This is a genomic window from Streptomyces sp. NPDC052064, assembly GCF_055585925.1.
In genome coordinates this window covers 12,034-26,441 of sequence record NZ_JBVJJE010000009.1, presented here as the reverse complement: position 1 = coordinate 26,441, position 14,408 = coordinate 12,034, and the positions used below count along the sequence as shown (strand labels likewise).

The window sequence follows — 14,408 nt, the reverse complement described above, 5'->3', positions numbered from 1 at the left end:
GCCGCCCCACGCGCTTGAATGGCCCCATGGCCCCCATACGCGACCGGTCCCTGACCGGCCCCCTCCCGGAAATCCACGGCCGCGGCCTCCATCTCCGCCCCTGGGACGCCGCGTCCGGCGCCGACGTCGAGACATGGCTGCGCGGCATGCGGGACCCGGAGTTCCGGCGCTGGAACACCCCCCTGAGGCTGGTCACGGACCGGACGAGCGCCCGGGAGTCGCTGCTCGCGCGGGCCCAGAGTGCGGCGGAGGGCACGTCCATGTCGTTCCGGATCGCGGACGCCCGTAGCGGCACCGCCCTGGGTCACATCGGCGTCAACGAGATCAAGTACCACCTGAAGGTCGCCCGCGTCGGCTACTGGGTGCTTCCCGAGGCCCGCGGCGAGGGCGTCGCCACCCGGGCCCTCCTGCTCGCCGCCCACTGGGCCCTCACCGAACTCGGCCTGCACCGCCTGGAACTGGACCACGCCGTCGGCCACGACGCCTCGTGCCGGATCGCCGAGCGGTGCGGATTCGCGTACGAGGGGACCCTGCGCGGGGCGATCTTCGAGGAGGGCCGGCACGACGCGTTCCGGGATGCCCACCTGCACGCACGGCTGGCGACGGATCCGGAACCAGGTGGGGCTCCGGATCCGGATGCGGGCCGAGAGCCCGGGGCGTAATTCGGAGGTGCCGGCCCCGGCGGGGGCGGCACCATGGGGCATGCGCACCGACGACTGGCACCTCACCCAGGGCCTCGACGCCTTCCTGACCCGGGCCGGCGCCTTCCTCCACTCCCAACCGGCTCTGCATACCGTCCCGTTGACCGTCACGGACAACCTGCGCACGCGCGGCCCGCACATCTACGGCGACGGAGTGCCGGAGTTCGGCGTGCTGGAACAGGACGGCGCGGTCCGTGCGACGTTCTTCCGCACACCACCGCACCGACTGAACCTCACCGCCCTGACAGCCGAGGAGGCCGATGCGCTGGCCGCACGGCTGGCCGCCCTCGGGCAACGCCTGCCCGGCGTGCACGCCGACCGCGGCACCGCCACCGCCTTCGCCGAGGCCTGGCAGCGGCACACGGGCGCCAGGGCCACGCTCCAGCAGCGCCAGCGGCTCTACCGGCTCGGCACCCTGACCGTGCCCCGTCCCGTACCGCCCGGCGAATCCCGCATCGCCGGTACGGCGGACCGCGAGCAACTCATCCGCTGGCACGAGGAGTTCTCCGAAGCCGTCGGCGCGGGCACCGTCCGGGACGCCGCCGAGTGGGCGGACGCCCGCATCGAGCAGGGCGGCATCACGTTCTGGGAGACTCCCGACGGCACCCCCGCCGCCATGGCCGGCACGACCCCCCAGGTCGCCGGCCAGATCCGCGTCGCCCCGGTCTACGCCCCAGCCCACCTCCGCGGCCGCGGCTACGCGGGAGCCGCCACGGCCGAGGTCAGCCGCGCCGCCCTGGCCGCCGGAGCGCAGGAGGTACTCCTCTTCACGGACCTGTCGAACCCGACCAGCAACGGCCTGTACCAGCGGATCGGGTACCGGCCGGTGACGGACTTCGCGGTGTACGACTTCACGTAGCCCTTCTGGTTCATCGCGCGGCGGCAAGAACGAGAGACGCGGTGGCCAGAGCCAGGTAGCCGCCAGGAAACACGATGTTGTGGTAGACGCGAGCACGGACGTGTGCGGCGACCGCACCGATGAAGAAGATGACGAGTCCCGCCGCGGCGGCGACGCCGATGACCGTGAGACTCGTGAGCCCGAGTAAGAGGCCAGCGGCTCCTGCGGCCTTGAGCGCGGCGAGCCACGGCAGCCAGTTCTGCGGTAGACCCACTTCCGTCGAATTGGCGACGACGAACTCGGCCTGCAAGAAGTCCGCGATGGCGATTCCGGCGTTGGCCAGGATGGTGGTAACGGTGATGACGACGTAGGCGGTGAACATGTTTCTCTCGCCTTTCTGCCCGAGCGCATCGGAGGTTGGCGAGCCCTGCGTGCCCACCGCAACGAGCCTTCCCGAACGCCGGAGTGACGTCCAATACCTGCGTCTATAACCTGGCGGCATGGACGTGGACACTCGGCTCCTGCGCTGCTTCGTCGCCGTGGCGGAGGAGGGGACCCTCACCCGCGCCGCGGAGCGACTGTTCGTGTCCCAGCCGGCGCTCACCAAGCAGATCAAGCAACTGGAGGCCCAGCTGGGAGTGCGACTCTTCACGCGGTCCCGCACCGGCATGGCTCTTACCGAACCGGGCCGGGTCCTGGAAGAGCGGGTGCCCGCCCTGCTGGCCGAGTGGGACCGGGTGCGGCGGGAGACCAGGAGCGCGGCAGGCCGCGCGGCCTGCGTGCTGCGGGTCGGCTTCATGGCCAGTGCCGCCAACGAGGCGACTCCGCGCATCATCGCGGAGTTCACCCGACGCCGACCCGGCTGGCGGGCGGACATGCGGCAGGCCGCCTGGTCGAACCCGAGCGCCGGGCTCGACGACGGGGACGTCGACGTCGCCCTGCTGCGCCTGCCCTTCCCCGGCCAGGACGCTCTGCGGGCGGTGGTGTTGTTCACCGAGCCCCGCTGGGTCGCCCTCCCCGCCGGACACCCTCTCGCCACCTGCGAGGTGATCCCGTTCCGGGACCTGTGGGACGAGCCGTTCGTGGCTGCCCCACCTGAAGCAGGCCGGTGGCGCGAGTACTGGCTGGCCACCGACGAACGCGAGGGCCACCCGGTCCGCATCGGCGCTGTCACCGACCAGCCGGACGACTGGCTCAGTGCGATCGCCAATGGCTACGGCATGGCCCTGGCCCCCGCATCCGCCGCCCGCTTCTACGCCCGCCCAGGCATCACCTATCGCCCCGTCAGCGGCGTCAGCCCCAGTCAGGTCGGCGTCGCGTGGGCCCGCTCCGACGACACGGATCCCGTCGTCCAGGACTTCGTCCGCTGCTGCCTGGACAACAGACCGCGGCCGGAGGAGACCACCACCTGATCACAGGGTCCGTGTCCGCTTGACCTTGACACAGTGACAAGGCCTTCACTGGGGCCAGGAGGTGGTCCGGATGACCCTGCCGGAACAGGACGCGGATACGGTGCGAGGTCTCCAGGGGCTGGAGGACAGCAGCTCGTCCGTGCGGCTGCGGGCGGCGCTGGCGGTCGGCACGTCCCCTGACCCGCGGTTCGTCGGCAAGCTCATCGAACGATGCGCGATCGAGCCGGAGTTCTACGTCCGCGAAATGCTCACGTGGGCGCTCACCCGCCACCCGGCATCGATGACGGTCCCGGAGCTGCTCAAGGAACTCCGCTCGGAGCGTGCGCAGGCACGGAGCCAGGCGTTGCACACCCTGTCCAAGGCCGGGGACCGGCAGGCGTGGCCGGCGATCACACGGGCGCTGCTGACCGACGCCGACGACGAGGTGGCGCGGAGCGCCTGGCGCGCAGCGGTCGTACTCGTGCCCGGAGGTGAAGAGCCGGAATTGGCCGGAGTGTTGGTGACACAGCTCGGGCGCGGCGAGCGGGAGACGCAGTTGAGCCTCAGCCGGGCGCTGATCGCGCTCGGTGAGGCGATCATGCCGACCCTGCGCACCGCGATGACAGATCTCGACCCTGGCGTGCGTGCGCACGCGATCGCCACGGAACGGCTGTGGCGCGACCCGGATGCCGGATTCGAGTTCGCGATCGAGGAGGCGAAGCGCGTCGTGGCCCTCGGCACGACCCGCCAGGAGAGGTGACAGGCAGTGTTGATCGGTGATGTGGCACGACGGTCCGGGGTCAGCGCCCGCATGCTCAGGCATTACGACTCGCTCGGCCTGGTGCGGCCGACGGGTCGTACCGATGCCGGCTATCGCGAGTACTCCAGCGAGGACATCCGGCGGATCTTCCATATCGAGAGCCTGCGGTCACTGGGGCTGTCGCTGCGTGAAGTCGGGCACGCGCTCGATGATCCCGGCTTCACGCCCTCAGAGCTCGTCGCCGACCTCATCCGCCGGACGCGAGAACGCATCGCAGCCGAGACGGAGCTGCTCGCGCGACTCTGCCGGATCGGTGCCGCGGAACCCGCCGGCTGGGAGGACGTCCTCCAGACCGTCGCACTCCTCCAGGCGCTGGGGTCGAAGAACGCCGGGACGCGCCAACGCGCGGCCCTGTCCTCGGTCGACGAGGTGCCGGTGCCGGTGGAAGCACTGGTCGAGGCAGCGCTGAGCGAGACGGACCCGAACGTCGCCGGAGCCCTTCGATGGGCCTTGGCGCACTCGGGTGACGACGGCCTGGCGCTGCTGGCGGAGGGCCTCGGCTCACCGGCGGCCGAGGTGCGCAAGCGTGCCGTCCAGTGCATCGCCGAGATGCCGAGCGGCAAAGCGACGGCACTGCTGCGGGACGCCCTCGCGGGCCCCGACCTCGTGGTCCGCAGGTATGCGGCTCTGGCGCTCGGAGCACGTGGGGTGGCCGACGCGGTCCCGACGCTCATCGGCATGATCGTCGAGGAGACGAACGACGTCGACGCAGCCGATGCGCTGAGCGTGCTGGCGCGTCGTCCCGAGCTGGCGGATCAGATCGCCGCCGGGCTCGCCGACTGCCTCGCCGACGGCACCGTCGAATCGTCCGCACGCCGACGGCTGGCACAGGCGTTCGCGGACATTCCGGGAAGCGCGGCGTCACGTGCCCTCACGGATCTGTCGCAGGACGAGGACCGTGCCGTTGCGCTTACCGCGGCATACATTCTCCGGATACGCAACGCCCGATAGCCCCAGGACCGCTCACGGCCACAGCAGTTCCCGCGTCCACCCTTCCTCCGTGCTCCGATAGCGGAGCCGTACGTGCCGCCGCGCCGCGTCTCCCTGGAAGAACTCCACCTCCTCCGGCCGCAGCCGGTACAGGGTCCAGGACGGTACGGGAGCCTCCGGCTCACTCCGGGCCCGTTCCCACGCCGACTCCGAAGCCCGTGCCAACTCCTCCACGGACCCCAGGATCTCGCTCTGGCGGCCGGTCAGTGCCGCGGCCAGCGCGCCCGTCGAGCGGGCGTGGAGGTCACCCTGGGCATCCTCGGACGGGGCCGCCGACACCGGCCCGCGGACCCGTACCTGCCGGCCCAGGACCGGCCAGTAGAAGCCGAGCGCGGCGTACGGGCGGGCGGTGAGGTGGCGGCCCTTGCGGCTGCCGGCGTGGGACGCGAAGGACCAGCCGGTCTCGTCGGCGCCGTGCAGCATGACGATCCGTACGTCGGGCAGTCCGGACTCGTCGGAGGTCGCCAGCGACATGGTGTGCGGCTCGGTCTGCCCGGCCGCCACCGCCGCCGCGAACCACTCGGTGAAGAGTGGCAGCGGGGCGGCAGGGGCGGTCGTCGGGTCGAAGGGGGGCAGTTGAGTGACCTGCGGGTCCCAGACCCGCAGGGACCTCAGCAGCTCGTGAAGATCCGTTGCCATGCCCCGATTGTCGCCCCCGGAGGGCTCCTCACACCTGCCCGAGGTCCGACGACACCCACCGCTCCGGCCGCATCCGCAGCACCAGCTGTTCTCCGTGGTTCTTCCAGGAGAAGTCGACGTAGCCGTCGACCTTGTCGGCCGGCAGGTAGCGCGCCGATATCTCGCGGAGCTGGTCGAGGGTGGCGGGGGCCGTGTCGACGACCGGGCCCTCGACCGACACGTACCGGATCGTCGGCTCCAGCCGGTCCACCATCAGCGAGAACCGGCCCGCCGCGCTGATCAGCTCGTTCTTGCGGGAGTCGAGGGCGGTCATGATCCAGATGTCGCCGCCGGGCTCGTACTGGTACCAGATCGGCACGGTCAACGGTGCCCGGCCCGGCCCCGCGTCGACCGCGAGTGCGGCGATGTGCGGCTCGGCCAGGAACTGTTCGCGTTCTTCACGGGTAAGGGCCATTCCGGTCTCCTTCGCAGGGCCAATCCGGTCTCCATCGGTGCCACGTCAACACCCGTTCCACGGCCGGGTGTTCCCGTGTCGGCAGCCACCTGTGAGTCCCCCGTCAGGAAGGGTTCGACAGAAATGATCACCGGCCCGCCACAACCAGGCCCGCTATGCCACCGGCTCCACCCCGTCCTCCTACAGTCGTGATCAATCCGAAACCAATTCCGGTCTTGACCGAGACCCATCAAGCGGGCCCGTGGCTACGCTCCCGCTCATGGCCGACTCCACACCCCCCACACACTCCTCCGCGCACGCCCCACCCGACCGCCCCGTCTACGTCATCGGCGGCGGCCCCGGCGGACTCTCCGCCGCGTACGCGCTGCGGGCCCGGGGCATACGGGCCGTGGTCCTGGAGAAGTCCGACCGCGTCGGTTCGTCCTGGCGCGGCCACTACGACCGGCTGCACCTGCACACCACCCGCCGTCTGTCGTCCCTGCCCGGGCTGCCGATGCCACGCCGGTTCGGGCGGTGGGTGTCCCGGGACAACGTGGTGCGGTACCTGGAGAAGTACGCCGAGCACCACCGGCTCGAGATCGTCACCGGCGTCGAGGTGTCCCGTGTCGAGTGCGCGCCCGACGGCACGGGCTGGCTGCTGCACGCCACCGGGGGCCGGGAGCTGACCGGCGCGGCGGTCGTCGTCGCCACCGGCTACAACCACACGCCCCGCGTGCCCGACTGGCCCGGCCGCGACACGTACACCGGCGAGTTCCTGCACGCCTCCGCCTACCGTAACGCCGAGCCCTTCGCCGGCCGCGAGGTCCTCGTCGTGGGCGCCGGCAACACCGGCGCCGAGATCGCCGTGGACCTGGCGGACGGCGGCGCCCGCGTACGGCTGGCCATCCGCACCGTCCCGCACATCGTGCGCCGCTCGACCGCAGGCTGGGCCGCGCAGTACTCGGGCGTCATGGCACGGCACCTGCCGGTCGGCCTCGTCGACCTGATGGCCCGGCAGCTGGGCAGACTGAGCGTGCCCGATCTGTCCGCCCACGGCCTGCCGCGCCCCGACACCGGCCTCTACACCCGGGCCACCGAGGGCGCCGTGCCCGTCCAGGACGTCGGTCTGATCGACGCCGTGCGCAAGGGCAGGGTGGAGGTCGTGGCGGCCGTGGAGGGCTTCGAGGACGGCAAGGTCCTGCTCGCCGACGGCACCCGCCTCTCCCCGGACGCCGTCGTCGCGGCCACCGGCTACACCCGGGCCCTGGAGGGCCTCGTCGGCCACCTCGACGTACTGGACACGCGCGGCAGGCCCATCGCCCAGGGCCACCGCAGCCCGCGGACCGCGCCCGGCCTGTACTTCACCGGCTTCACCAACCCGATCAGCGGCATGTTCCGCGAGATGGCGATCGACGCGGTGAAGATCGCGAAGGCCATCGCGCGGGACGGTTCGGGGAAGGTGTCGCGGTTGCCGGTCTCACACCAGGGATGAGACCAGAGGCGAGACACAGCGGTGAGCCCGGCACTGAAGCCCAGGACTGAGGTTCAGGACTGAGGTTCAGGACTGAGACCCGGGGCTGAGAGCAGGGGTGCCGCAAGTTGCTGCCTGCACAGCCGTTCCTGACCTCGCGTCAGTTCAGTAATCTGACAGAGCGTCAGTTAGCGGCTGTCTCACAGGAGCGGGCGGAACGATGCTTGGATCGACCCACGGCACTCTCACCACCGACTCCCGCCGGGCCCGGGCCATCGCCTGTGGCGAACGGTCCGGGCCCGTCGTGCACGGCAGACCGGCCCAACTGGGAGACCTCGATGTCAGCGGGCGTCCGCTGCACGCCGACGTACCCGACCTGGACCGCTTCTTCCGCCCGCAGTCCGTCGCCGTGATCGGCGCGTCCGATGCCGAGGGGCGCCCCCACACCGGCGTCACACGGCAACTGGCCGACTGGGCCGAGCGGGTCGGGGCCCGGCTGTATCCGGTGCACCCGAGCCGGCCGTCCGTCTTCGGCATGCCCTGCCGCCCATCCGTCGCCGGCCTGCCCGAGCAGGTCGACCTGGCCGTGGTGCTGGTCGGCGATCCCCTCCCGGTGGTCGAGGAACTGGCCGAGGCCAAGGCACGGTTCGCGGTCGTCTTCGCCTCCGGGTTCGCGGAGACCGGGCCGGAGGGCGAGGCCGCCCAGCGGCGACTGGCCGCCGCCGTCGAGCGGTCCGGGATGCGGCTGCTGGGCCCCAACACCAACCTCAACGCCTTCGAGCGGTTCCGCGACGACCTGGAGGGGCCGGCGATCGCGTTGATCACCCAGTCCGGCCATCAGGGCCGCCCCGTCTTCGCCCTCCAGGAACTCGGCATCCGGCTCTCCCACTGGGCGCCCACCGGCAACGAGGCCGACCTGGAGACCGCCGACTTCCTCTCCTACTTCGCCGAGCAGCCCGAGGTCGGCGCCATCGCCTGTTATCTGGAGGGGCTGAAGGACGGCCGCTCCTTCCTCCTCGCCGCCGACCGGGCCGCCCGGCGCGGCGTGCCGGTCGTCGCGGTCAAGGTGGGCCGCACCGAGGCCGGCGCCCGCACGGCCGCCTCCCACACCGGCAAGCTGACCGGCGCGGACGCGGTGGTGGACGCGGCGCTACGGCAGTACGGCGTGATCCGTGTCGACGGGCTCGACGAACTCCAGGACACCGCCGCCCTGTTGGCCCGGGCCCGCCCGCCGCGCGCCGACGGGGTCGTCGTCTACTCGATCTCCGGTGGCACGGGCGCGCACGTCGCCGACCTGGCGACCGAGGCGGGCCTGCGGCTGCCGGTGCTGTCGGAAGCCAAACAGGCCGAACTGCACCAGTGGATACCCGAGTACCTGAGGGTCGCCAACCCGGTCGACAACGGCGGTCACCCGGTCGGCGACCGGCGCGGTCGGAAGATCATCGACGCGATCCTCGACGACCCCGAGGTGGGCGTGCTCGTCTGCCCGATCACCGGGCCGTTCCCCCCGCTCAGCGACCGGCTCGTAGCCGACCTGGTGGACGCGGCCGAGCAGACGGACAAACTGGTGTGCGTGGTGTGGGGTTCGCCGGTCGGCACCGAGCCGGCCTACCGCGAGGTCCTGCTCGGCTCCTCCCGCGTGGCCACCTTCCGCACGGTCGGCAACTGTCTCACCGCCGTCCGCGCCTACCTCGGCCACCACCGCTTCACGACCGGCTACCGCTCCCCCTTCGACGACGCCCCGAGCACCCCCTCGCCGTCCTGCCGCAAGGCCCAGGCGCTCATGCGACCCGGCGAGCAGCTGAGCGAGCACGCGGCGAAGCAACTGCTGCGGGCGTACGGCATCCGCGTACCGCGCGAGCAGTTGGTGACCAGCGCGGCGGCGGCCGTACGGGCGGCGGGGCTGGTCGGCTACCCGGTGGTGATGAAGGCCTCGGGCGCCCGGATCGCCCACAAGACCGACCTGGGACTCGTGAAGGTCGGCCTGACCTCGGCGAGCCAGGTCCGCGACGCCTACCGGGAGCTGACCGACATCGCCCGCTACGAGGATGTCCCGCTGGACGGCGTCCTGGTCTGCCAGATGGTCGAGCAGGGCGTCGAGATGGTCGTCGGAGTCACGCACGACGACGTGTTCGGGCCGACCGTGACCGTCGGACTCGGCGGCGTACTCGTGGAAGTCCTGCGCGACACCGCCGTAGGTGTGCCGCCGTTCGGTGAGGAGCAGGCGCGGGACATGCTCGCCGGGCTGCGGGGGAGGGCGCTGCTCGACGGGGTCCGGGGGCGGCCGCCGGCGGACCTGGACGCGCTGGTCGAGGTCGTCCTGCGCGCGCAGCGCATGGCACTGGAACTCGGGGGCCGGCTCGCCGAGTTGGACATCAACCCGCTCATGGTCCTGCCCCAGGGACAGGGCGCGGTGGCCCTGGACGCGCTGGCGGTGTGCAGCCGATGACGGAACCCGCCGTTCTGCACACGACGGGCGACCACGTCCTGTCCGTCACCCTCAACCGTCCCGAGACCCTCAACGCCCTCACGCCCGACCAGCGGGTCGAGATCGTCCGGCTGCTGTCCGAGGCGTCCGCGTCGCCGGAGGTACGAGCGATCGTGCTCACGGGAACGGGACGCGGCTTCTGCGCCGGCGCGGACCTCCGAGGCACCGCCGCAACGACCGGCGAACGCGTCGCCGGAGATGTCGCACGCACGCTCCGCACCGGTGCCCAGCGCCTGATCGCCGCCGTCCTGGACTGCGAGAAGCCGGTGATCGCGGCGGTCAACGGCACGGCAGCGGGCCTCGGAGCGCATCTGGCGTTCGCCTGCGACTTGGTCCTCGCGGCCGAATCCGCCCGTTTCATCGAGGTGTTCGTACGCCGCGGCCTGGTCCCCGACGGCGGCGGCACCTACCTCCTCCCCCGCCTCATCGGCCCGCAGCGCGCCAAGGAGCTGATGTTCTTCGGCGACGTGCTCACGGCGGCCGACGCGGAGCGGATGGGGCTGGTGAACCGGGTCGTCCCGGACGGCGACCTGGACAAGACGGCCCGCGCATGGGCCGAACGCCTCGCCACCGGCCCGACCCGCGCCCTCGCCCTGACCAAGCAGCTCGTCAACGCCTCCCTCGACGCCGACCGCGCCACCGCCTTCGCCGCCGAGGCCGCCGCGCAGGAGATCAACATGACGACGGCGGACGCGCAGGAGGGCGTACGGAGCTTCGTGGAACGGCGGAGCCCCGCCTACAAAGGCCACTGACCCCCTTCCCATCTGACGAACCGTCAGCTTGAATGCCAGGTGTGATGGGACAAGCAGGAATGGCCGAAGCCGCCGTCCGCTACCTCAGGTCGGTCCGCACACCCGCCCCGGAGCCCGTCGAAGCGCTGCCGCGCCCCGAGTTGCGGTGCGTCGGCGCGGACGAGCGCGCTCCCCTGGACCCGGCGGAGTTCCGCCGCGTCCTCGGACACTTCGCGACGGCCGTGGCCGTGATCACGGCACCCCCCGCCACCACCGGCGACTCGCCCGCCGGCTTCGCCTGCCAGTCCTTCACGTCCCTCTCCCTCGACCCGCCGCTGGTCGCCTTCATGGTCGGCCGCAGGTCGACGACCTGGCCGCGTATCGCCGGGGCCGGGGTGTTCTGCGTGAACGTCCTGGCCGCCGACCAGACCGAGCTGTGCCGCGCCTTCGCGGTGAGCGGCGCGGACAAGTTCGCGGGGGTGGCGTACGACGCGGCGCCGGTGTCCGGCTCGCCACGCCTGTCGGGTGCCGTCGCCTGGATCGACTGCGCGATCCAGGCCGTCCACACCGGCGGCGACCACCTCATCGTGGTCGGCCGGGTGGACGCCCTCGGCACGGCCGCCGACGATCCGGACGGACCACTGCTCTTCCACCGAGGGCGCTTCGCGCGACTGTCGGACTGAGTCGGCGTGCACCACACCCAGCGTGCACCAAGAACGTCAGGGACGGGACCTGGAACGTCACCGACATCTTCGAGAGCCGCTCCGCCAGCCGCTCCTCCGGTCGGCACGGATCAGGGGACGGCCAGCCGCCAAAGTGACGTGACCTCGGCGGCCCGTGCGGCATGCAGCGGATCGTCCGTGTCCCGCACGCGCGCGTGGCGCGGGCGCGTGTCCAGACGGTCGACGATCCGTAGCCCCGCCACCTCTATGGCGGTCAGCAGCTCGGCCCGGGTGCGCAGCCCGAGGCGCTCCGCCAGGTCGGACAGGACGAGCCAGCCCTCACCGCCTGGTTCCAGCCGGCCGGCGAGTCCGTCGAGGAAGCTGTGGAGCATGCCGCCGCCCGCGTCGTAGACGCCGAGGTCGAGGTCGGAGGCGGGACGGGCGGGAATCCAGGGCGGGTTGCAGACGACGAGGTGCGCGCGCCCCCGCCGCCGAATCACCAACGCCATCAACGCCACCACCGCACACAACGCCCCCGACGCGTACCAGACCACGTCGTACGACCCGAACGTGTCGCGGACGACGCCGCCGAGGAAGGCGGCCAGGGCCGCACCGACCTGGTGGGAGGCGAGGACCCAGCCGAAGACGATCGCGCTGTCCTCGCCGTACTGCTCGCGGCACAGGGCGAGGGCGGGCGGGACGGTGGCGACGCAGTCGAGGCCGTAGAAGACGATGAAGGAGATCATCGGCGGCTGGACGTCGGGCGTCACCAGCAACAGTGGGAGGAAGAGGAGGGAGACGCCCCGCAGGGAGTAGGAGACGGCGAGCAGGCGCCGGGCTTCGAAGCGGTCGGTGAACCAGCCGGAGGCCATCGTGCCGACGACGATGCGCCAGCAGCTCCCGGCGGCGCTCGGTGTCACACCCACCGCCTACCGGCGGACCTTCCAGACCGGAAGAGACAAGGCGGCGACCGTCAGAAAGTGAGCACCCCGCGCGCCACCCGCCCCGCCTCCGCGTCCGCCGCCGCCTTCTCGAAGTCCTCGACCGGGTAGGTCCGGGTGACGAGTTCGTCGAGCAGCAGCCGGTCCTGGCGATACAGCTGCGCGTACAGGGCGATGTCCCGCTGGGGGCGGGAGGAGCCGTAGCGGCAGCCCAGGATGGACTTGTCGAGGTACATCGACGAGACGCGGAAGGACGCCTCGGCCGCGGCCGGCGGCACGCCGAGGAGGATCGCCTGGCCGTGCCGGTCCAGTGCGTCGATCGCCTGGCGGATCAGCTCCACACGGCCGACGCACTCGAAGGCGTGGTCCGCGCCCGTGGGCAGGATGTCCCGCACGCCCTCCGTCGAGGTGAGGAAGTCCGTCGCACCGAAGCGGCGTGCCACCTCCTCCTTCGCCGGGTTGGCGTCGACGGCCACGACCCGCAGGGCACCCGCGAGCCGCGCCCCCTGCAGCACGTTCAGGCCGATGCCGCCCGTCCCGATCACCAGGACACTGTCGCCGCGGTCGACCCGCGCCCGGTTCAGCACGGCGCCCACCCCCGTCAGCACCCCGCACCCGATGAGGGCCGCCGACGCCATGGGGATGTCCTCGGGGATCCGGACCGCCTGTACGGCCTTCACGACCGTGCGCTCCGCGAAGGCCGAGTTCGCGGCGAACTGGTGGACCGGCAGTCCGTCACGGCTGAACGGCCGGCCCGGACGCCCGATCGCCTGCCGGCACATCGTCGGGCGCCCCCGGTCGCACTCCGCACACGCACCGCAGTTCGCCAGCGTGGACAGCGCCACATGGTCACCGGACGCGACATGGGTGACGCCCCCACCCACGGCCTCCACGACCCCGGCCCCCTCATGGCCCAGCACCACAGGAACCGGGAAGGGTATGGTCCCGTTCACCACGGACAGATCGCTGTGGCACAGCCCGGCCGCCGAGATCGCGACCCGCACCTCACCCGGCCCCGGCTCCCGCACCTCCAGATCCGTGACGACCCGGACCTGTTTCCCGTCGAAGATCACGCCTCGCATCACGCGGCTCCCTTGGGCTCCCTGGGCAGGCCGAGCACACGCTCGGCGATGATCGTGCGCTGGATCTGGTCCGAGCCGCCGTAGATGGTGTCGGCCCGCGAGAAGAGGAAGATGTGCTGTGCCGCGTCCAGTTCGTACGGCGACGAGACCGACCAGTCCGCCGGACCGACGCTCGCCACCGCGCCTCGCACCAGCACCGCCAGCTCCCCGAGCCGCTGGTGCCAGCCGGCCCATAGCAGCTTCGCCACGCTCGGGGCACCCGCGTCGCCCGAACCGCCCAGTGTGCGCAGGGCGTTCCAGCGCATGGTGCGCAGCTCGGCCCACTGCCGGACGAGCCGTTCCCGTATGACGAGATCCCCCACCGCACCCGACTCCACGGCCGCCCGCACCACGCTGCCCAGCTCCTCGGCGAACCCGATCTGCTGCGCCAGCGTGGAGACGCCCCGCTCGAAACCGAGGAGGCTCATGGCGACACGCCAGCCGTTGCCCTCACCACCGACGACCTGCTCCGCGTGCGCGCCGTCGAAGAAGACCTCGTTGAAGTCGCTGGTGCCCGTCATCTGCCGGATGGGGCGGACCTCGATACGGCCCGGCTGGTCCATGGGGACGAGGAGGAAGGACAGTCCGTGGTGCCGCTGCGACCCGGGCTCGGTGCGGGCGAGGACGAAGCACCAGTCGGCCTCGTGCGCGAGTGACGTCCAGATCTTCTGCCCGGTGACACGGTAGGTACGGCCGTCCGCCTCGCGCACGGCCGCGGTACGGACGCCGGCCAGGTCCGATCCGGCGCCGGGTTCGCTGTAGCCCTGGCACCAGAGTTCCTCGCCGGCGGCGACCGGCGGCAGGAAGCGGGACTTCTGCTCCTCGGTGCCGTGCGCGATGAGCGTGGGAGCCAGCAGGTTCTCACCGATGTGGCCGGAGCGCGGGGGCGCGGCCGACCGGGCGTACTCCTCGGCCCAGGCGACCTGTTGGGTGAGCGTGGCGGTGCGGTTGCCGTACCCGTCCGCGCCCCAGCCGAGCCCGATCCACCCGGCTGCCCCGAGGGTGCGCTCCCAGGAGCGGCGGTCGTTTGCCCCCTCGGCGTGCGCGGCGAGCCAGTCCCTGGCCTCGACCCGGAAGTCCTCGTCCTCTTGCGCGAACCCGAAATCCACGGTTGCCGCCTCATTTCGGTAACTGGGCTTGCGGTAAGGCCCTTGAGGGGCGCGGGGAACTGCGCGACCAGCC

General features: G+C 71.9%; 14 protein-coding genes and 1 pseudogene. 9 read left to right on the top strand and 6 right to left on the bottom strand.

Going from position 1 to position 14,408, the window contains the following annotated elements; genetic code table 11:
* Positions 1–26: 26 nt before the first annotated feature.
* Both ACZ6TU_RS24270 and ACZ6TU_RS24265 read left to right on the top strand, forming a co-directional pair.
* Positions 27–662: a GNAT family N-acetyltransferase gene (locus tag ACZ6TU_RS24270; RefSeq protein ID WP_469550955.1), complete on the top strand. Its 636-nt coding sequence runs from the start codon at positions 27–29 to the stop codon at positions 660–662.
* A gap of 40 nt (positions 663–702) precedes the next feature.
* The gene (locus tag ACZ6TU_RS24265) at positions 703–1,560 is read left to right on the top strand and encodes a GNAT family N-acetyltransferase (protein ID WP_469550952.1); all 858 of its coding nucleotides are present in this window, start codon (positions 703–705) and stop codon (positions 1,558–1,560) included.
* A gap of 10 nt (positions 1,561–1,570) precedes the next feature.
* On the opposite strand, the gene ACZ6TU_RS24260 is transcribed toward ACZ6TU_RS24265, so the two are convergent.
* Positions 1,571–1,921 carry a DoxX family protein gene (locus ACZ6TU_RS24260; RefSeq protein ID WP_467673509.1) on the bottom strand — a complete coding sequence of 117 codons (351 nt, stop codon included), beginning with the start codon at positions 1,919–1,921 and terminating at the stop codon, positions 1,571–1,573.
* 118 nt (positions 1,922–2,039) lie between these two features.
* Here ACZ6TU_RS24260 and ACZ6TU_RS24255 point away from each other — a divergent pair, with 118 nt between their 5' ends.
* The 3 genes from ACZ6TU_RS24255 to ACZ6TU_RS24245 all read left to right on the top strand — a co-directional run bounded on the left by ACZ6TU_RS24255 (position 2,040) and on the right by ACZ6TU_RS24245 (position 4,701).
* On the top strand, positions 2,040–2,951 hold the full coding sequence (locus ACZ6TU_RS24255; protein WP_467672888.1) for a LysR family transcriptional regulator: 912 nt from the start codon (positions 2,040–2,042) through the stop codon (positions 2,949–2,951).
* A 70-nt stretch (positions 2,952–3,021) separates the two neighbouring features.
* Positions 3,022–3,690 carry a HEAT repeat domain-containing protein gene (locus ACZ6TU_RS24250; RefSeq protein ID WP_469550948.1) on the top strand — a complete coding sequence of 223 codons (669 nt, stop codon included), beginning with the start codon at positions 3,022–3,024 and terminating at the stop codon, positions 3,688–3,690.
* Positions 3,691–3,696: 6 nt separating this feature from the next.
* Positions 3,697–4,701 carry a HEAT repeat domain-containing protein gene (locus ACZ6TU_RS24245; protein ID WP_469550945.1) on the top strand — a complete coding sequence of 335 codons (1,005 nt, stop codon included), beginning with the start codon at positions 3,697–3,699 and terminating at the stop codon, positions 4,699–4,701.
* A gap of 12 nt (positions 4,702–4,713) precedes the next feature.
* Here ACZ6TU_RS24245 and ACZ6TU_RS24240 read toward each other — a convergent pair whose 3' ends face one another.
* On the bottom strand, positions 4,714–5,379 hold the full coding sequence (locus ACZ6TU_RS24240; RefSeq protein WP_467672882.1) for a pyridoxine/pyridoxamine 5'-phosphate oxidase: 666 nt from the start codon (positions 5,377–5,379) through the stop codon (positions 4,714–4,716).
* A 28-nt stretch (positions 5,380–5,407) separates the two neighbouring features.
* Positions 5,408–5,833 (bottom strand): pyridoxamine 5'-phosphate oxidase family protein, encoded by a 426-nt coding sequence (locus tag ACZ6TU_RS24235; RefSeq protein WP_467672880.1) that lies wholly within the window; start codon positions 5,831–5,833, stop codon positions 5,408–5,410.
* Between the two features lie 259 nt (positions 5,834–6,092).
* Here ACZ6TU_RS24235 and ACZ6TU_RS24230 point away from each other — a divergent pair, with 259 nt between their 5' ends.
* From ACZ6TU_RS24230 to ACZ6TU_RS24215, 4 genes are all read left to right on the top strand, one after another.
* Complete coding sequence (locus ACZ6TU_RS24230) at positions 6,093–7,304, top strand: flavin-containing monooxygenase (RefSeq protein ID WP_469550942.1); 1,212 nt, start codon at positions 6,093–6,095, stop codon at positions 7,302–7,304.
* A 199-nt stretch (positions 7,305–7,503) separates the two neighbouring features.
* Entirely contained in the window at positions 7,504–9,732 is a 2,229-nt protein-coding gene (locus ACZ6TU_RS24225; RefSeq protein WP_469550939.1) for an acetate--CoA ligase family protein, read from the top strand.
* Positions 9,729–10,523: an enoyl-CoA hydratase/isomerase family protein gene (locus tag ACZ6TU_RS24220; protein WP_467672874.1), complete on the top strand. Its 795-nt coding sequence runs from the start codon at positions 9,729–9,731 to the stop codon at positions 10,521–10,523. The genes ACZ6TU_RS24225 and ACZ6TU_RS24220 overlap by 4 nt, the downstream gene beginning before the upstream one ends.
* A 59-nt stretch (positions 10,524–10,582) precedes the next feature.
* Positions 10,583–11,185: a flavin reductase family protein gene (locus ACZ6TU_RS24215; protein WP_469550936.1), complete on the top strand. Its 603-nt coding sequence runs from the start codon at positions 10,583–10,585 to the stop codon at positions 11,183–11,185.
* A 461-nt stretch (positions 11,186–11,646) separates the two neighbouring features.
* On the opposite strand, the pseudogene ACZ6TU_RS24210 reads toward ACZ6TU_RS24215, so the two are convergent.
* From ACZ6TU_RS24210 to ACZ6TU_RS24200, 3 genes and pseudogenes are all read right to left on the bottom strand, one after another.
* A pseudogene (locus ACZ6TU_RS24210) lies at positions 11,647–12,048 on the bottom strand (MFS transporter); the annotation flags it as partial.
* Between the two features lie 89 nt (positions 12,049–12,137).
* On the bottom strand, positions 12,138–13,187 hold the full coding sequence (locus ACZ6TU_RS24205; protein ID WP_467672870.1) for an alcohol dehydrogenase catalytic domain-containing protein: 1,050 nt from the start codon (positions 13,185–13,187) through the stop codon (positions 12,138–12,140).
* Positions 13,187–14,335, bottom strand: a complete 1,149-nt coding sequence (locus ACZ6TU_RS24200; protein ID WP_467672868.1) for an acyl-CoA dehydrogenase family protein — start codon at positions 14,333–14,335, stop codon at positions 13,187–13,189. Before ACZ6TU_RS24200 ends, ACZ6TU_RS24205 begins: the two co-directional genes overlap by 1 nt.
* Positions 14,336–14,408: the final 73 nt, after the last annotated feature.

Coding starts and splice junctions, on each gene's coding strand:
- ACZ6TU_RS24230 (WP_469550942.1), top strand. CDS start 6,093: ATGGCCGACTCCACACCCCCCACACACTCCTCCGCGCACGCCCCACCC.
- ACZ6TU_RS24270 (WP_469550955.1), top strand. CDS start 27: ATGGCCCCCATACGCGACCGGTCCCTGACCGGCCCCCTCCCGGAAATC.
- ACZ6TU_RS24225 (WP_469550939.1), top strand. CDS start 7,504: ATGCTTGGATCGACCCACGGCACTCTCACCACCGACTCCCGCCGGGCC.
- ACZ6TU_RS24215 (WP_469550936.1), top strand. CDS start 10,583: ATGGCCGAAGCCGCCGTCCGCTACCTCAGGTCGGTCCGCACACCCGCC.
- ACZ6TU_RS24235 (WP_467672880.1), bottom strand. CDS start 5,833: ATGGCCCTTACCCGTGAAGAACGCGAACAGTTCCTGGCCGAGCCGCAC.
- ACZ6TU_RS24265 (WP_469550952.1), top strand. CDS start 703: ATGCGCACCGACGACTGGCACCTCACCCAGGGCCTCGACGCCTTCCTG.
- ACZ6TU_RS24220 (WP_467672874.1), top strand. CDS start 9,729: ATGACGGAACCCGCCGTTCTGCACACGACGGGCGACCACGTCCTGTCC.
- ACZ6TU_RS24205 (WP_467672870.1), bottom strand. CDS start 13,187: ATGCGAGGCGTGATCTTCGACGGGAAACAGGTCCGGGTCGTCACGGAT.
- ACZ6TU_RS24255 (WP_467672888.1), top strand. CDS start 2,040: ATGGACGTGGACACTCGGCTCCTGCGCTGCTTCGTCGCCGTGGCGGAG.
- ACZ6TU_RS24240 (WP_467672882.1), bottom strand. CDS start 5,379: ATGGCAACGGATCTTCACGAGCTGCTGAGGTCCCTGCGGGTCTGGGAC.
- ACZ6TU_RS24260 (WP_467673509.1), bottom strand. CDS start 1,921: ATGTTCACCGCCTACGTCGTCATCACCGTTACCACCATCCTGGCCAAC.
- ACZ6TU_RS24250 (WP_469550948.1), top strand. CDS start 3,022: ATGACCCTGCCGGAACAGGACGCGGATACGGTGCGAGGTCTCCAGGGG.